This window comes from Gordonia sp. NPDC127522, from assembly GCF_042672305.1.
GTDB classification, from domain to species: domain Bacteria; phylum Actinomycetota; class Actinomycetes; order Mycobacteriales; family Mycobacteriaceae; genus Gordonia; species Gordonia hongkongensis.
In genome coordinates this window covers 97,640-113,866 of record NZ_JBHXVK010000016.1, presented here as the reverse complement: position 1 = coordinate 113,866, position 16,227 = coordinate 97,640, and the positions used below count along the sequence as shown (strand labels likewise).

At 67.3% G+C, this 16,227-nt stretch carries 17 protein-coding genes and 1 pseudogene; 8 read left to right on the top strand and 10 right to left on the bottom strand.

Annotated elements, in window-relative coordinates; translation table 11 throughout:
* Positions 1–444: pseudogene (locus ACFVHY_RS20010) on the top strand (Fe-S oxidoreductase); the annotation flags it as partial.
* A gap of 169 nt (positions 445–613) precedes the next feature.
* On the opposite strand, the gene ACFVHY_RS20005 reads toward ACFVHY_RS20010, so the two are convergent.
* From ACFVHY_RS20005 to ACFVHY_RS19990, 4 genes are all read right to left on the bottom strand, one after another.
* Positions 614–934: a GNAT family N-acetyltransferase gene (locus ACFVHY_RS20005; protein ID WP_390275001.1), complete on the bottom strand. Its 321-nt coding sequence runs from the start codon at positions 932–934 to the stop codon at positions 614–616.
* 177 nt (positions 935–1,111) lie between these two features.
* The gene (locus ACFVHY_RS20000) at positions 1,112–1,627 is read right to left on the bottom strand and encodes a GNAT family N-acetyltransferase (RefSeq protein ID WP_390274999.1); all 516 of its coding nucleotides are present in this window, start codon (positions 1,625–1,627) and stop codon (positions 1,112–1,114) included.
* 89 nt (positions 1,628–1,716) lie between these two features.
* Positions 1,717–3,483 (bottom strand): ABC transporter ATP-binding protein, encoded by a 1,767-nt coding sequence (locus tag ACFVHY_RS19995; protein ID WP_390274997.1) that lies wholly within the window; start codon positions 3,481–3,483, stop codon positions 1,717–1,719.
* A gap of 127 nt (positions 3,484–3,610) precedes the next feature.
* Positions 3,611–3,958, bottom strand: a complete 348-nt coding sequence (locus tag ACFVHY_RS19990; RefSeq protein ID WP_390275007.1) for a DUF4440 domain-containing protein — start codon at positions 3,956–3,958, stop codon at positions 3,611–3,613.
* Positions 3,959–4,133: 175 nt separating this feature from the next.
* On the opposite strand from ACFVHY_RS19990, the gene ACFVHY_RS19985 reads away from it, so the two are divergent.
* Complete coding sequence (locus ACFVHY_RS19985; protein WP_390274995.1) at positions 4,134–4,313, top strand: hypothetical protein; 180 nt, start codon at positions 4,134–4,136, stop codon at positions 4,311–4,313.
* A gap of 185 nt (positions 4,314–4,498) precedes the next feature.
* Here the strand turns inward: ACFVHY_RS19985 and ACFVHY_RS19980 are convergent, their stop codons facing one another.
* From ACFVHY_RS19980 to ACFVHY_RS19965, 4 genes are all read right to left on the bottom strand, one after another.
* The gene (locus tag ACFVHY_RS19980; RefSeq protein WP_390274992.1) at positions 4,499–4,666 is read right to left on the bottom strand and encodes a hypothetical protein; all 168 of its coding nucleotides are present in this window, start codon (positions 4,664–4,666) and stop codon (positions 4,499–4,501) included.
* Positions 4,667–5,087: 421 nt separating this feature from the next.
* A complete protein-coding gene (locus tag ACFVHY_RS19975; RefSeq protein WP_390274990.1) occupies positions 5,088–5,939 on the bottom strand; it encodes a hypothetical protein in 852 nt (283 codons plus the stop codon).
* Positions 5,940–6,179: 240 nt separating this feature from the next.
* Positions 6,180–6,830, bottom strand: a complete 651-nt coding sequence (locus tag ACFVHY_RS19970; RefSeq protein WP_390274988.1) for a response regulator — start codon at positions 6,828–6,830, stop codon at positions 6,180–6,182.
* Positions 6,827–7,960, bottom strand: coding sequence for a sensor histidine kinase (locus ACFVHY_RS19965; protein WP_390274987.1), 1,134 nt, complete (start codon positions 7,958–7,960; stop codon positions 6,827–6,829). The genes ACFVHY_RS19970 and ACFVHY_RS19965 overlap by 4 nt, the downstream gene beginning before the upstream one ends.
* A 160-nt stretch (positions 7,961–8,120) precedes the next feature.
* On the opposite strand from ACFVHY_RS19965, the gene ACFVHY_RS19960 reads away from it, so the two are divergent.
* From ACFVHY_RS19960 to ACFVHY_RS19940, 5 genes are all read left to right on the top strand, one after another.
* Positions 8,121–9,035, top strand: a complete 915-nt coding sequence (locus ACFVHY_RS19960; protein ID WP_390274984.1) for an ABC transporter ATP-binding protein — start codon at positions 8,121–8,123, stop codon at positions 9,033–9,035.
* Complete coding sequence (locus ACFVHY_RS19955) at positions 9,032–9,844, top strand: ABC transporter permease (protein WP_390274982.1); 813 nt, start codon at positions 9,032–9,034, stop codon at positions 9,842–9,844. The genes ACFVHY_RS19960 and ACFVHY_RS19955 overlap by 4 nt, the downstream gene beginning before the upstream one ends.
* Positions 9,845–9,947: 103 nt before the next feature.
* Positions 9,948–11,699: an alpha/beta hydrolase gene (locus ACFVHY_RS19950; protein ID WP_390274980.1), complete on the top strand. Its 1,752-nt coding sequence runs from the start codon at positions 9,948–9,950 to the stop codon at positions 11,697–11,699.
* Between the two features lie 69 nt (positions 11,700–11,768).
* Entirely contained in the window at positions 11,769–12,707 is a 939-nt protein-coding gene (locus ACFVHY_RS19945) for a helix-turn-helix domain-containing protein (RefSeq protein ID WP_390274978.1), read from the top strand.
* Positions 12,707–13,261, top strand: coding sequence for a dihydrofolate reductase family protein (locus tag ACFVHY_RS19940; RefSeq protein WP_390274975.1), 555 nt, complete (start codon positions 12,707–12,709; stop codon positions 13,259–13,261). Before ACFVHY_RS19945 ends, ACFVHY_RS19940 begins: the two co-directional genes overlap by 1 nt.
* 35 nt (positions 13,262–13,296) lie before the next feature.
* Here ACFVHY_RS19940 and ACFVHY_RS19935 read toward each other — a convergent pair whose 3' ends face one another.
* The gene (locus ACFVHY_RS19935) at positions 13,297–13,956 is read right to left on the bottom strand and encodes a PaaI family thioesterase (protein ID WP_390274973.1); all 660 of its coding nucleotides are present in this window, start codon (positions 13,954–13,956) and stop codon (positions 13,297–13,299) included.
* A gap of 110 nt (positions 13,957–14,066) precedes the next feature.
* Between ACFVHY_RS19935 and ACFVHY_RS19930 the strand changes: the two genes are divergently transcribed.
* On the top strand, positions 14,067–14,909 hold the full coding sequence (locus ACFVHY_RS19930) for a crotonase/enoyl-CoA hydratase family protein (protein WP_390274972.1): 843 nt from the start codon (positions 14,067–14,069) through the stop codon (positions 14,907–14,909).
* A 287-nt stretch (positions 14,910–15,196) separates the two neighbouring features.
* Here the strand turns inward: ACFVHY_RS19930 and ACFVHY_RS19925 are convergent, their stop codons facing one another.
* Complete coding sequence (locus ACFVHY_RS19925) at positions 15,197–16,192, bottom strand: N-acetylglucosamine kinase (protein WP_390275006.1); 996 nt, start codon at positions 16,190–16,192, stop codon at positions 15,197–15,199.
* Positions 16,193–16,227: the final 35 nt, after the last annotated feature.

Below are 16,227 nucleotides of genomic sequence, written 5' to 3'. Positions count from 1 at the left end.
ATGCTCACCGACGGTGTGACCGCCCGGACGAGCGGTACCGAGTCCGAGGGCAAGGTCGAGGTCGTCGACGTCGCGCAGTTGCTGCTCGAGTCGGTCAAGCGCGACCGGACCGAGGTCAAGCTCGGCGGCCGGTTCCTCGGACCGCGTCCCACCCTCGCCGAGCCGGAGCCGGAACCCGAGCCCGAGAAGGTGCCCGCGGCGGCGACTGCGTCGGCCGCGACCACCGAGGCCGCGCCGAAGCCGAAGGTCGGCCTGGGCATGAAGGGCGGCAAGAAGCCGGGCGCGGCGGCCAAGACCGCGGCACCGGAAGCGCTCGACGAGAGCCCAGCCCACAAAGCCCCGGCCGAGAAGAAGCCCGCATCGAAGGGCTTCGGCATGAAGACCGCCGCCAGGCGGCCCGGCGCTACGAACAGGCCTTCCAGTACGGGTCAATCCTCTTCTTGATCCCGATCGCCCTCGATCTCGACAACCGGGTTGTCGATCGGGCTCGCCTTTTGAGCTTCGTCAGTTGATGGTGCTCGGTACTCGTCGTGTGCGGTGGTCTTGCGTGTTTCGTGGCAGTTCCAGTCGGGGTCGAAGCGTGTGACGCCGACGCTGCCGATTGCGAGTGGCGTTAATGAAGTTGTTTGATGAACCGGATGCCGGTGTGGGTCCAACCGTGGCGCTGGTAGAAGTCGTGCGCAGACTGGCGGTGGTTCCCGGAGTTGACCACTGCCCGCTGCGCGCCATGAGTGAGTGCCCAGGCCTCGAAGGTGCGGCACAGGGCGGTGCCGACCCCCGTCCCGCGTGCTTCGGTACTGCTGACCAGAGCGATCAGTTGCGCGGCCGGTCGGTCGTCTTCGATTGGGTGCACGAGATGCCCGGCGGCGAACCCCACCGGTACGCGCGCCGCGGACACAGCGATCCACGCCTGATAGGTCGGATCGGACTGCACACGTGTGAGGCGAGTGGCCAGTTGAGTGGTGGTAGCCGGGTGACCCAACTCTTCGAAGAGGTCTTCAAGCTCGCTGGCGTCGGCGGGTTCGGCGGGTCGGGTCACTATCGGGTCGCTGCTGGTGGCCTCACAGTCCATTCCTGGATCATCGCACCCGAGATACGTCGACGCCCACCGCTAATCACCGCTGAGATGTGTCGTGGTCATGCGGGTTTCGTGGCAGTTCCAGTCGGGGTCGAAACGGGTGACGCCGTCGAGTGCGAATCCGTGTTTGCGATAGAACGCCCTTGCGCGTGGGTTGTCGCGTAACACCCATAGGTAGGTGGGGGCGGCGGCGCCGCCCAGAACGGCGGTCATCAGCTTGAGGGCTATGCCGCTGCCGTGGTGGTCGGGCAGGACGTTGAGAGACCACAACTCGGTCGGTGCGGGCGGGTCGTCATCGCGGGCTGGACCGCTTGTTGCGAAGCCGACAATCTCGCCAGTGGCGGTGAGTGCCGCGCAGACGGTGCGGATTCCTCGCGCGGCCTGTGCTGTGTGGGTGCCGAGGGATTGGCGACGTCGGGCGAGTGCGTGGGCAACGTCGAAGGAATCGAGCTTGGTCTGGTCGACCATCCCCGGATAGGTGGCTTTCCAGATAGCGACGTGGGCAGCAGCGATCTGTTGCGCATCCTCAGGTCTGGCGTCGCGGATCACGTACCGATGCATAATGCCTGTCTCGCACACGGCGGGCTCCGGACCTGTTCTGCAATCGGACATACTGCGGCCGCAGAAGCAATGTCGACTCACGTGGCGCCCGAGGATGACAGTGTTGAGATACGCAGTGCTGCAATCAGTTCTCGGTACAGGGCGTCTTGGTTGAGGAGTTCGGTGTGGGTGCCTTGGGCGCGGATGGTGCCGTTGTCGAGAACGATGATGTGGTCGGCGTCGATGATCGTGGACAGGCGGTGGGCGATGGTGATGACTGCCCCGTGGGCGGAGAGTTGTCGGATGGCGGTGGTGATGGCGGATTCGGTGCGGGCGTCGAGTTGGGCGGTGGCTTCATCGAGTAGCAGCACATCGGGGCGGGCCAGCAACGCGCGGGCCACCGCGATGCGTTGACGTTCACCACCGGAGAGGGTGGTTGCGGCGATCTCGTGGTCGAGCCCATCGGGCAGTGACCGGACTTTATCGCTGAGGGCGACGGTGTCGAGGGCCTGCCATATGTCTGCTTCGGAAGCCTTGGAGGCGGTGTAGGTGATGTTGTCGCGGACGGTGCCCGGCACCAGCGGGGCGTCTTGTTCGACGTAGCCGATCCGGGATCGCACCGCGGGGATGGTCCACTGGTCGTAGGGGATGCCGTCGAGCAGGACCCGTCCGGCGGTGGGATTGATGAATCTCAGCAGTGTGGAGAGCACCGTAGTTTTGCCCGCTCCGGACGGGCCGACCAATGCCAGGTGACCGTGCCGCGGGACACGCAGGCTCACCGAGCGCAGCGCGGGCGGTTGATCGGGGGTGTAGCGGACGGTGAGGTTGTCGAACTCCAGCACCGGGCGGTGCGGGTTGATGCGATGATCCGCCCCCGCGCTGGGAGGGTCGGTTTCGCGTTCGAGTGTGGTGACTTCGTCGATGCGCCGGGCTGCGGCCAACCCTGATTGCGCGGACCGGATGCTCACCATGATCATTCCGATGGGTGCGTTGAGGGCGAACACGTACAGCAGGAAGGCGACGAGGCTGGGTACGTCGAGCGCGCCGGTTGATACCCGCCACGCACCCACGGTGAGCACGCTGATGAGCATCAGGTTGATCGCCAGCCCGCTGAATACGTCGGCGGCGGCTTCGAGCCGGATCGCCCGGACTCCGAGTGTGCGGGCGTCATCGACGTGGCGGTTAAGAGCTTCCAGCTCGCGGTTCTCGGCGCGTGAGGCCTTGACGGTGCGGATAGCGCGGACGGTGCCGTCCAGTCGCGCGCCGAGTTGGCCGAGTTGCTCTTGGACCTGTTGTTGCACACGAGACAACCTGGGCATCAACGCCAGCGACAACGCCAGCGTCAGCCCCATCACCACCGCAGCGACCGCGAGCAGGACGACATCGAGGTAGGCCATCAACGCCAGGCTGCCCACCAGAGACACGACCCCGTTGACCAGCAGCACGACGCTGCTGGTGGCGGTCTCTCGAATCAGGGTGGTGTCGGAGGTGACCCGGGAGGCCATCTCGCCGGCGGTACGGGTCGCGCCGATACGCGCCCGCAACAATGCGGCCAGCATCGACCGCCGGGTGGCGCGCACGATCCGCTCAGCCATCGCCCCGAGCATCACCATCTGTACATACCCGACTCCGGTGGAGGCCACCAGCACCGCCACCAGTACCAGTGCGGCCCCGAGGACCGAGCTGCGGGATTCCAGCCGCTCTAGCACTTCTCGCGTCACCAGCGGGCTGATCAACTGGGCGGCGGTACTGACCAGACCCAGAACGAGCCCGACACTGAGCACCGCCAGTTCTGGGCGCATCCACCGGGCCAGCAAACCCCACCCACCGTGCTCGGACACATCACTGCTTGTCTTCCCCGACATGTTCGCCACACTAAAGCCGCCATCAACTCGCTGTCGCGGCAAAGTCCTCGTCGTGGCGGCTGAACTCCTGGCGGCCTTGGCTCAGACGTGACGGTGGAACGCGAGACCAGCCGCCGATGTTGTCATCTCAACTCGGGGTGGCATCGGCTGGATCGCATGCCGTCCCCTGATGGTAGACAGCTTTCCATGCCGAGTCTCGCCGCCTCCATAGTGTGCAGCGCCGCGACAACCGCTCCTGGAAGCGCAAACGGTAGGTGACGAGATACACGTCGGTGGCAAGAGCCATGGAGCGAAAGTCAGTGATCGTCCAGGCTGCTTCATTCGGATCCTGGCCATCGCGATACCGCTGTTCGACGACGGCGAGGACGAGGTGTCGGGTGTACACCACTCCGGAAGCGCCTACCTCGAAGAAATCAGGTTCGAGCAGTGCTTCGACCGCCCAACGATCAGCTCGCGGCGGGAGGCGATGGAAGATCGGTTCCAGGTCGCCAATTCTCGATCTACCGCGGTATCGCTGCTCACGACTTCATCCTGGCAGGAAGCGGAAGCGCCGACACTCTAGATTGCTGAGCTGTTCACCCAGCTGACGGACTAGGGGGCGCGGCCGATCCAGCAGGTGGGTGGGCTGTCGTTGGCAGTCCAAGGTCGGTGTGTCGCCGGAGTCGGCGCTGCACTTCGGTTCTCTTGCCGCGCAGAAACGACAGGGTGAGGTCAATCCCTTCGATTTCGCCGATCCAGTTCTCGGTGTGGGCGCGGTCTCGTCGCTCGAGAAGGCTGGCTTCGATGTCGTCGAGGCGCGAGAGCATCTTGGGGTCGACGTGGATGGGTAGGCCGTTGTTGACCAGTTCAGTGGCGAACAGTCGGCGAAAGTCGTGGGGCCGGAAGTGAATTCCTTCGAAGCGGGGTCGGTGGTGGCGATGTCGGCGCACACGGCCCGCAGGTGTGTGCCGATCGCGCCGGTGGTCATCACTTCGATGCGTTGGCGGATGCGGCGTTAAAACAGGAACGGCTGCGGTCACTGGTGATGCGTTCGTAGTTGTCGTACCGGGTGGCCAGCGGCACCGCGGCTCGACCAGGCAATGATCCGGCGGATGATGCAGGCGATGACGTGGAACAGGTCCGCAGACGTGGGTACCACTCGTTCGCGGTCGGTCTTGGACGGTGCCACTACCAGTAGCGCCATGACGTCACTATTGGGCCGTCGGTACTGTCGCACGCTCAGCTGGGACAGTTCAGTCAGTTCTTTGATGCGTAGTCCGCTGTGCCGCAATGTTTCTACGATGGCCCCACCCCCCCCCCCAGAACGCGGCGTCTTCCGGTCGGGTGACATCGATGCCTATGTCAGCTTGGTGATCGTGCACCCGGACTCGTGGCGCGACGCCTTGAGCGGCGAGGCGGCGGTCCTCGCGGGAGTAGATGCGAGTGTAGGTCCGGTCGCCGACGGTGAACTGTTGCTGGTCATCGACATCGGTGGCGGTGTCGAGGAGGGTGCGCCACGTCTCGTCTCGTACCGGATTGCGACGGCGTCGATGAGTGCCGGTGGCAGCGGTTGCAGGGTGCGGATCGAGGGTGGGTTCTTTCGCGGACGCGGTGTCTGTGGTTCATCAGCATGCGGATGCCACTGCGTGGCACGGGGCAGTGCGCGGCCCAGTGCGCCCACTTTTCGGGTTCGTGAGTGACCCACAGGTTGATGTCGAAATACATGGTCCGCACCGCGCCGAGGACAGTTGCCCGGTCGGTGCGCGGGCTGGCGTCATCGCAGACCGTGATGTGTTCTCGCCACCGGGCGTAGAGCTCTTGGGAGATGCGGAGGTCGGTTTTCTGGGGTTGAACTGTTGGATCGCCAGCCAGAACAGCTTCGTGATGAGGTGTGCCTGTCGTGCCAGGGAGGCGTAGTCGATCTCGGCGCCGCGGCGATCGAGGTAGACGATGAGGAGCTGCCGTACCGGCTGGCTGGCGACCGGATACTGGTCAACCATCAGTGCGGTTGTCAGCTGCGGTGCCCGTAGGGCACCCCGCAGCGTGGGTGGTGCTGAGGCTCGGAAGTGCCCGCATCCGTGCAGGATCTGCCAGGCCAGGTGTCCGACGTACTTGCCGAGGTGTTCACCGTTGCGATCGGTCAGTGAGCGTGTGCGGACTGCGTAGTCCATGAATGCTTCGGGTGTGAGATCGGCGAACGGGATGCCTTGGTAGGTCAGCGCGGCGCACACGTCGAACACGGCCCACCGTTCGAACTTGTCGCTGGCATCGGTCTCGTTGACGGCGGTGATGAAGCGCTCCAGCTCGGGATCGTTCTCGGCCTGGGCGAACTCGTGGGAGTAGCGCATCAGTTTGTTGGCTCGAAAGGCTTGCAATGTCGGGCGGATCACGCGCAGCGCGAACAGCGCTTCGAGACCCTGCGCGAACTCGGCGCGGGCAGTCGCTGTGCCCGTGGGGGAAGCGTCGCTGGCGGGCAACAGTTCAGTGTTGAGTTCGCATGCGTCCCAGCGTTGTTGCCACGTATCGCCGGGATAGCCCTTCAGGTAGTCACCGATCTAGTCCAGACCGCGGTTACGGCTGCGCCGCCGATGGACTGGCTCGGGCCACACGCTGGTAGCGGACCGACCGGCAGTACGGTCATCGGCAGCGAGAACGGCCAACCCGCATCTGCCGATCGGTGAACGCACTGCCGGGGAGGTCTCGACGGACTGAGGCGCTCACACCATCCCGGCGTCGTGCATGAGGATCGCGACCTGGACCCGGTTGCCCGCGTCGAGTTTGGTGAAGATGTGCGAGATGTGCGCCTTGACCGTCGCAAGACTCATGTAGAGCCGTTCGGCGATCTCGGCATTCGACGCCCCGCGGGCGAGCTCGACGGCCACATCACGCTCGCGTGCGGTGAGTCGGTCGATACGTTCGACCGCGGACGACGTCCGGTGACCGCCGCTGGTGACGACCTGCTTGATCAATGCGGCGGTCACCGAGGGACTCAGGGCCGGTCGACCGTCGAGCACCTGGTGGATGGCGGCGACGATGTCGTCGGGTGGAGTGTCCTTGAGGAGGAATCCGTCGGCACCCATCGCGAGTGCGCGGACGACGTAGTCGTCGGCGTCGAAGGTCGTGAGCACGATGATCGCGGGTGGCGAGGCCAGTGCCTTGAAGCGGCCGGTGGCCGCGATCCCGTCGAGGACCGGCATCCGCAGATCCATGAGGACGAGATCCACGGGCGCCGTGGCATGGGTGTCGAGGGCCTCCTGCCCGTTGCCCGCCTCGGCGACGATGTCGAGGCCGGCATCACCGCCGAGGAGAAGCCGGAGTCCGGAACGGACGAGGGGGTCGTCGTCGACGATCATGATGCGGGCGGTCATGACTGCCACGGTAACCAGACGTGCAACAGGAACCGTTTGTCCTCGCTCACGGTCACCGACTGCCTGCCGCCGTGCAACCCGACCCGCTCGGCCAGGCCGACGAGTCCGAATCCTGGTGTGGGACCGGCCGAACCCGCTGTCAGCGGTAGCGGATTCTCGACGAGCAGATCCACACCGTGCTCGGGTCCGCCCCGGATGTGCATGGTCACCGGCGCGCTCGGCGCATGACGCCGCGCATTCGTCAAGGCCTCCTGCACACACCGATACAGCGTGCGTGAGATCGCCGGGCCCAGCGAATTCACATCGATGTCGCAGCGGCTGTCCACACGCATCCCCAGCCGGCGCGCCTCCTCGATCAGCGCGGCCAGGTCCGGAACCCCTTGCGGTTCCTCGGGCGCGGCGTCGCCGGGCCCTTCGCGCAGAACCCCCAGCACCTCGCGCAGCTCGGTCAACGCCAGGTGCGACGTCTCCTGGATGGTCTGCGCCGTCTCGCGGATCTGCTCTCCGGACAGGTCCGAACGGTAGGCCAGTGCGCCCGCGTACATGCTCATCGCCGAGATCCGATGCGCGAGGATGTCGTGCATCTCGCGTGCGATCCGCGCCCGTTCGAGCGAACGCGCCTGCATCACCTTCGCCTGCTGTTCGGCCTCGGAGGCCAGCGCGCGCGCCTGCCAGCTGGCGAGAAGCTCACGGCGCGAACCTATGTAGAGACCCCACGCGACCATTGCCGCCGTCGCGACCGCCGTGACCGAGTAACTGATGATGACGGGATCGTTCGCCTCGGTCGGAGTGGCGAAGAAGGCGAGGGCGATGATCCCCGCGACAACGGACAACACCGCCTGCGGGATGATCTCGCGCCACCGACGCCGGGTCGACAGGGACACCATGGCGAGAATGCCCGGTCCGAGAGACGACGACGACACGATGGTCACGATGTTCGTGAACGTCGTGACCGGTACGGGATGGCTTCGGCGCCACCAGATGACGATGTAGGAGAGCACCCCGAGTGCGAGGTCGGCCACGAACCACCACCGGGCCTCGTCCCACAGGTACGACGCACGGGTGGCGAAGGTGCCGGCCGAGACGCAGAGCATCACCGCGAGCCGCCACAATCGGCCGGCCCACGTCATCGGTGGTTGGTACTGCTCAGGACGCACAACCGTCACCGTAGTCGGGCGCCGGTGGTGCCCGCGTCCTCCCGATGGGTGTCGACCCCTACGACTTTCGGTCGATACGACGCTGTCCGGAGGTCCGATGTGCGCGCCGTGCGGGAACGACACGATGGACGACATGATCACAGTGAAGAATCTGACGAAGCGCTACGGCGACTACGTCGCAGTCGACGACGTGTCCTTCACCTGCCGCCCCGGGCAGGTGACCGGATTCCTGGGCCCCAATGGCGCCGGGAAGTCGACGACGATGCGGATCATCGCCGGGCTGACGCCGCCGACGTCGGGGGTGGCGCAACTCTATGGCGTCGACTACCGGTCCATCCCGAATCCCGGCACACAGGTCGGCATCCTCCTGGACGCCTCGGCGCAGCACGCCGGCCGGACGGGCGCGGAGGTCCTGCGCCTGTCGGCGATGACCATGGGCATCGGCCAGGACCGCGTCGACGAGATGCTCGAGCTGGTCAGTCTCACCCCGGAGGAGGCCGGGCGACGAGTGCGCAACTACTCCCTCGGCATGCGCCAGCGTCTCGGTATCGCCGCAGCCCTGCTCGGGGACCCGAAGATCCTGATGCTCGACGAACCGGCCAACGGACTGGACCCGGCGGGCATCCACTGGATGCGAACCCTGCTGCGCGGGTACGCCGATCGCGGTGGCACGGTGCTGCTGTCGTCGCACCTGTTGCACGAGATCGAGATCGTCGCCGACGACATCGTCGTGATCGGCAACGGCCGGATCGTGGCCCAGGGCACCAAAGACGAACTGCTCGCCGGCGCCGGGACACGCGTCCGATCACTAGACGACGCGACCCTCGGCGAGGCGCTGAACGCAGCCGGGATCACCGTGCAGCGCAACGCCTCCGGCGGACTCGATGTCGACGCCGACCCCGTCGACGTGGGCCGCGCCGCGGCCGCCGTCGGCGTCGTCCTCACCGAGCTGCGGCCCGCGGACGGCGCTCAGCTCGAGGCGATGTTCCTGCAGCTGACCGCGGACACCCAGCGTGAACACACCACACTCGAAGGAGCAGCCCGATGACCCTCGCCGACTTCGGCACCCCCGTGCCACACACCGACGTGATCGACGTCGAGCGCCCCGGAATCCCGTTCTCCCGACTCGTCCGCGTCGAACTGCGCAAGCTCGTCGACACGCGTGCGGGTTTCTGGCTGACCGCCTCGATCGGAGTCATCGCGGCGATCGTCGTGATCGCGATGCTCATCGCGAACCGCAACAGCCCCGAGAACCTCAACCTCGGACAGTTCTTCGGGATGATGAACATCCCGACCGCCATCATCCTGCCCATCCTCGCGATCCTGCTCGTGACCGGGGAGTGGAGCCAACGTACCGCGCTGACGACATTCACCCTGGAGCCACGGCGGCAGCGCGTCGTCGGAGCGAAGCTGGTGGCGGCGCTCCTCACCGCCGTCGCGGCGGTCGCGGTCGCGCTCATCCTCGGCGTCATCGGCAACGGGATCGCCGGTCTGGCGTTCACCGATCCCGCCGGCTCCTGGGACCTCACGCTCGCCGGGTTCGTGAATTCGTTTGTGTCGCAGACCTTCGGCTTGCTGCTCGGTTTCGGCTTCGCCGCCCTGATCCTGAACACCCCGGGCGCGATTGTCGCCTACTTCGCGCTGCCCACCGCACTGACCGTGGTCAGTCAGCTGGTCCCGTGGTTCAAGGACAACCTCGGACAGTGGGTGGACACCGGCCTGACGAACGTGCCCTTTCAAGAGGGCGACTGGGCGACCGGGGGCGAATGGGCGAGGATGCTCGTCTCGGCAGTGATCTGGATCGGATTGCCCCTGGCGTTCGGGGTGCTACGGATTCTGCGGTCCGAGGTCAAGTAACGGACGCCGCTGGATGGCACGACGGTCACGGTCGCCGTAAGCGCCGCTGCCACACCGCGATCGGTGTTACGGTTTTCGGGTTCTCGAGAAAAGAGGAACCCACGTGTCGTCGACCACGCCCACCTCGCAACCACCTGCCGCTCCGGAACCGGACGAGGCACCGGTTCCGGAGCAGTCCGGCGCCACCGGCCCGGCAGAAGGAAAGAAGCCGTCGTGGTGGCGGCGGCGGCTCCACCGGTATTCCTGCGTCGGGTTGACGGTCGCGCTCGCCTTCCTGTGGCTGTCGGTGACGCCGTCGCTCCTGCCGCGCGGGCCGCTGTTCCAGGGCATCGTGAGCGGGGCCTCGGCCGCGGTCGGGTACGGCCTCGGTGTGCTGGTGTCCTGGCTGATCCGTTACATGATCTCCCGGGAGGAACCCTGGCCCGCGCCGATGCGCCGGCTCTGGGCGGCGCTGGGCCTGGCCGCGATCGCGGGCACGGTCGTCATGCTGGTCGCGTTCCAGCGGTGGCAGGACCAGGTCCGGACGATGATGGGGGTCGACCTCCTGTCCTGGACGGCCTACCCGCAGATCGTGCTCGTCGCCGTGGTGGTCTTCGCCCTCCTGATGACCATCGGGCAGGCGTGGGGCGACGGGGTCAAGTGGCTCGTCCGGAAGCTCAATCGCGTGGCGCCGCCGCGGATCTCGGCTTTCGCCGCGGCGACCATCGCGATCATCGTCACGGTGCTGGTCCTCAACGGCGTCGTCGCCAACTACGGTATGCAGGCGCTGAACTCGTCGTTCGCGGCGGTCAACGACGAGACGACTGCGGACTCCAGTCCGCCGACCACGCCGCAGCGTTCGGGCGGTCCGGGTTCGCTGGTGACCTGGGATTCGCTCGGGCGTCAAGGCCGGATCTTCATCTCGGTGTCGCCCACCGTGGAAGAGCTGAGCGCGTTCAACGGGTCCCCCGCCATGGAACCGATCCGCGCCTACGTCGGGCTCGGCTCGGGTGACGACCTGCGTGCCAATGCCGAACTCGCTGCGGAGGAACTCGTGCGCGCCGGCGGATTGCAGCGCAAACTCATCGCGGTCGCCTCCACCACCGGCACCGGATGGATCAACCAGGCGACGGTGGACTCGCTCGAGTACATGTACAACGGCGACACGGCGACGGTGAGCATGCAGTACTCGTACCTGCCGAGCTGGTTGTCGTTCCTCGTCGACAAGGAACGCGCGCGGCAGGCCGGGCAGGCGCTCTTCGAGGCGGTCTCGGAACGGGTGCGCGAGGTACCTGAGGCCCAACGCCCCAAGCTCGTCGTCTTCGGCGAGAGCCTCGGCTCGTTCGCGGCCGAGTCGGCATTCGGGACCATCCCGGCGCTGAGCGCGCGCACCGACGGCGCCTTGTTCAGCGGACCGACCTTCAACAACAAACTGTGGGTGGACACGACCGGGTCACGCGACGACGGCACCCCGGAAGTGTTGCCCACCTACGATGACGGTCGACAGGTCCGATTCATCGCCGACGCACCGGACCTCGACAACCCGACCACCGAGTGGACGTCTCCGTCGGGCCGCGCGGTGTATCTGCAGCACGCCTCCGATCCGATCTCGTGGTGGAACCCGCGACTGATCCTCCGCGAGCCGGACTGGCTCGAGGAGGAACCCGGACGCGACGTGCTGTCGGCGATGCGCTGGATCCCGTTCGTGACCTTCCTCCAGGTCAGCGCCGACATGGCGGTCTCGGTCGGCGTCCCGGACGGGCACGGGCACAACTACATGTCCGCGATCCCGGCAGCCTGGGCCAAGATCCTGCAGCCGCCGGGCTGGACCGAGGCCAAGACCGAACGTCTGATCCCCCTGCTGACGAGGGACTGATCGGCACCGCCGCCCGGTGGAGCAATTTCGGTCGGGCGGGAACGGCTTTCGCGGTTCCATACTCAGAGGGTGACCTCTTCCGACCGTGACCGTCTTCGGCAGCTTCTCGACGCGGTGCTGTCCGAGGACAACACCTCGCTCGACGACATGGCCTCGGGCGCCTATGCGTCGCCGTTCCACTTCACCCGGCAGGTCCGGCGCGGTGCCGGCGAGGCACCGGTGGCTCTGCGACGCCGCGTTCTCCTCGAACGTGCGGCGTGGCTCCTCCAGCGCGGACAGTCGGTGACCGACGTGGCCTTCGAGTCCGGGTACTCGTCGGTCGACGGCTTCTCGCGTGCGTTCAGCCGCGCCTTCGGACACAGTCCCGGCCGCATGGGTGCGGTGGGAGAGCACAGTCACTGGCTGCCGGCGCCGAACGGTATCCACTTCCACTCGCCCACTGCGCTGTACGTCGACAGCGGCTCACCCACGACCGAGGATGCGGGCAACGTGGTGATGCTCATGATCCGCCACGACCTCGACGACATCGAGGCGCTCCTCGACGCCGCGAAGGGGCTCGACGCCGCGTCGTGGACCGCGCCGCGTCTCGCAGGTAACCAGCTACTGTCCTGGAGTGGACCGGAAGAGTCTCTCGCAGAGGTCATTTCCCATCTGGTCGGCGACAAAATCCCCTGGTTGTCGACGATCGAGGGAGCCGACCTGCCGCCGGGCGCACCGACCGAACTGACCGACCTCATCGAGTTGCACCGCGACATCGCACCGCGCTGGCTCGCCCTGATCCGCGACATCGACCGACGCGGCGCGTGGCAGGACCGCGTGATCGACGCCTTGTGCGACCCACCTGAATCGTTCCTGCTCTCCCAGATCGTCGCGCATGTGTTGACGTTCTCCGCACACCGCCGGCTCGTCGCCCGCTGGATGCTGCGGGACGCCGGCGTCGACGTCACCACCCCGACTCTCGATCCCGACCCGATCATGTGGCACCGCAAACACTCCGGAGGATTCTGATGGCATTCCGCTACTACACGGCAACGACCCTCGACGGCTTCCTCGCCGACGACCGGGACAACCTCGACTGGCTGCTCAGCCAGCCGCTCGAGGAGGGCGGGCCGATGAACTACGACGACTTCTTCCGGCAGGTCGGTGTCGCCGTCATGGGTGCGACGACCTACCGGTGGATCCTCGACCACGAGGTCTCCGACGGGAAGCCGTGGCCCTACGACATACCGACGTTCGTCTTCACCCATCAGTCACTCACGCCGGTGGCGGACACCATCTCGGTGGTCGCCGGCAACCCCGCGGACCTCCGTGATCGTCTGGTCGACGCAGCGGGCGACCGCCACATCTGGGTCGTGGGCGGCGGCGACCTCGCCGCGCAGTTCGCCGAAGCCGGAATGCTCGACGACGTCATCGTGTCGATCGCGCCCGTCACGCTGGGGTCGGGCCGACCACTCTTCCCGCGCGCCTACGACTTCGAGCTGCAGGACTTCGCACGCAACGGCGCGTTCCTGTGTGCGCGCTACTCACCCGCCGGGCCGCGATCGACTCCCCCGGAGATCTGACCGGTCGACGGGCGACGGGCCGGCCGGCGGGGCGTTCAGCCCTCGCCGACCGAGTTCCGCATGGCGTCGGGCACCTCGCCGCGAGCCCACCGGGGCAGGATGAAGATCCCCTCGGACTCGGCGGTGACCTGGCCGTCCACCGAAATCGTCCCTGTGACGAACGTCTTCACACCTTCCACCCGATCGACGCGCGCCTCGCCGCGGATCACCCCGAGCGGCGTACCGCGCCGATACCGGACGGTGAGGGTGCCGGTCATCCCGGGCACACCCTGGAACTCCGCGGTCGAGCCCAGCAGCTGGTCGAAGACGAGCGCGAGCACGCCGCCGTGGACGAGCCCGGCCGGACCCTCGTACTGGGGACCGAGTGCGACCTCGAGCCAGCTGTACTCGGATTCGTGGTGGAGCTCGACCGGCGGTGCGATCGGGTTCCGCCGCCCCAGAACGGCATTGCCCCAGGACCGTTTGGTGCCGTCGGAGTTGAATCGGATGCCGAACGGGCCTGGCAGCTGGTCCTTCCGGAGGATCTCGGTGGCGGCGGCGATGAGCCGCCTCGCCTCCGCGATGTCTGTCTCACCGACCTCGGTGCGTACCGTCGCATCGATCAAGTCCCGCACGCTGCCCGCGATCGCGGACGCGAGTTCGGTCCGGTGCGCGAGTTCGTCCGGGTCGATGTCCTCCTGGATGTATCCGCTCATGTGCCCATCTAACAGGGTCGACGCACCGCTCTCGCCGCGACCGGTCGCCGTCGGTTGCCGTCGGCGGATCCGGACACGGCCGGTTCTGACCGCCGAGTAGGCTCCCTCGCATGACAGACCACGCCTGGAACGACCGCGCCTGGACCGCGTTCGACGTCACCGTCTCCGACCACATCGCCGAGGTCACCCTGATCGGCCCGGGCAAGGGCAATGCCATGGGACCGGATTTCTGGCAGGAACTCCCGGAGCTGTTCGGGCACCTCGACACCGATCCGGAAGTGCGCGCGGTGGTGCTGACGGGGTCGGGCAAGAACTTCTCCTACGGCCTCGACCTCGTCGCGATGGGCGGGACGCTGTCGGCCGTCCTCGCCGGGGACGCGAAAGCGGCGCCGCGCACCGAGTTCCTCGACTCGCTGCGCAAACTGCAGGCCGGCATCACCGCGGTCGCCGACTGTCGCAAGCCGGTCGTCGCAGCCGTGTCCGGCTGGTGCATCGGTGGCGGTGTGGACCTGATCTGCGCGGCCGATGTGCGCTACGCCAGCGCCGACGCCAAGTTCAGCGTGCGTGAGGTGAAGGTCGGGATGGTCGCCGACGTGGGCACACTCGCGCGCCTGCCGTTCATCATCGGCGACGGTCACATGCGGGAGCTGGCGCTGACCGGCAAGGACATCGACGCCGCCCGCGCCGAGAAGATCGGTCTGGTCAACGACGTCGCCGACGATCAGACCGCCGTACTCGAGCTCGCCCGCTCGACCGCCCGCGAGATCGCCGACAACCCGCCGCTCGTGGTCCACGGCATCAAGTCCGTTCTCGACCATTCGCGCAGCGCCGCCGTCCACGACAGCCTCCGCTACGTCGCCGCGTGGAACTCCGCGTTCCTGCCCAGCGAGGACCTCACCGAGGCCATCACCGCCGTCTTCGAGAAGCGCAAACCCGAGTTCAAGGGCCGCTGAGTCGGCGGGGCGGCTCCACCGCTCCCACGAGCAAGCGAGCCCGCCCCTGCTCCCTGAGGAGCGAGCTTGCGAGCGTCACGAAGGGTCTCCCGAGCTCGGTCGCCAGGACCCTTCGTGACGCGCACTCCGCAAGCTCCGAGCGCTCCTCAGGGAGCAGAAACAGCCGAGCACTCCGCAAGCTCCGGGCGCTCCTCAGGGAGCGGGGGGCTTACGCGCCCTCCGCAAGCTCCGGGCGCTGCTCAGGGAGCAGAAACAGCCGCAGGGAAAGGGGTACGCGGTTCTGACGCTCAGGGAGCAGAGGTCGCCCGGTAGACGTGCTCGGCCAGCGGGTGCGCGGCGTCCAGATCGGTGAGGAGTCGGACGCCGTCGAAGGGCGGGCCGTGCGGCGGTTCCACGGACGCCTCGGGGGATCGGCGAGAGATGGTGTCGGCGAACCGGTTTCGGAGTCGATCACTGGCCGACATCACGCCGCCGACCCAGCTCACGCGTGCTGGGTCGCCGGGCCCGCGGCCGCTGCGGTCGAGCGCGGTCATCGCCGACGTCGCCAGTTCGTCGGCGGCGTCGTCGATGACCTGTTGGGCCACCGCATCCCCGGCCTCCGACGCGGCGTCGACCGCCCGGGCGAACGCGGCGATGCGTGCGACGCGGTCGGGGTCGGCCTGCACCGACATGTACAACTCGGCCAGCGGACCGAACTCCTCCTCGGTGGCCACGCGGAGTACCGTCTCGGGGCCCCGGCCGTCGAAGGCGCGCAGCGCCGCGGTGACGCCCGACCGCCCGATCCAGTAGGCACTGCCGGCGTCGCCGAAGAGGTATCCCCAGCCGTCCACCCGGCAGACACCGCCCCGGCCGACCCCGAGGGTGACCACGCCCGTCCCGACCGCGGTGACCGCGCCGAACTCGCGACGATTCGCGGCCAGATACGCGGTCACCGAATCATGGGCGAGGACAACGGAGTCGACGCCTGCGTCGCCGAGCGCGGCGAGGAGATCGATGGGGCGGGAAGCGCCGGGGGTCAGTCCGGACACGCCGGCCGCGACCACCGACGGGCCGGGCGACCCGTCGGGACCCGACCTCGCCTCCGCCGTTCGAAGGATGTTCCGCACGGTTGCGGCGATCTGCTCCACGACCGGTCGGTCGGTCCGGATCGGGGGCGCATCGTGGTCGGAACCACCGTCGGGCGTCTCGATCCGCACGCGGGTTCCGGTCTGGCCGCCGTCGATCAAGATGCGCGTCACGCTGTCACCGGTCGTCACGGACCGCAACGCTACCTCGGTGCCCATCCGCCCGGAGGCCACCGAACCGTCACGGCGCCGGC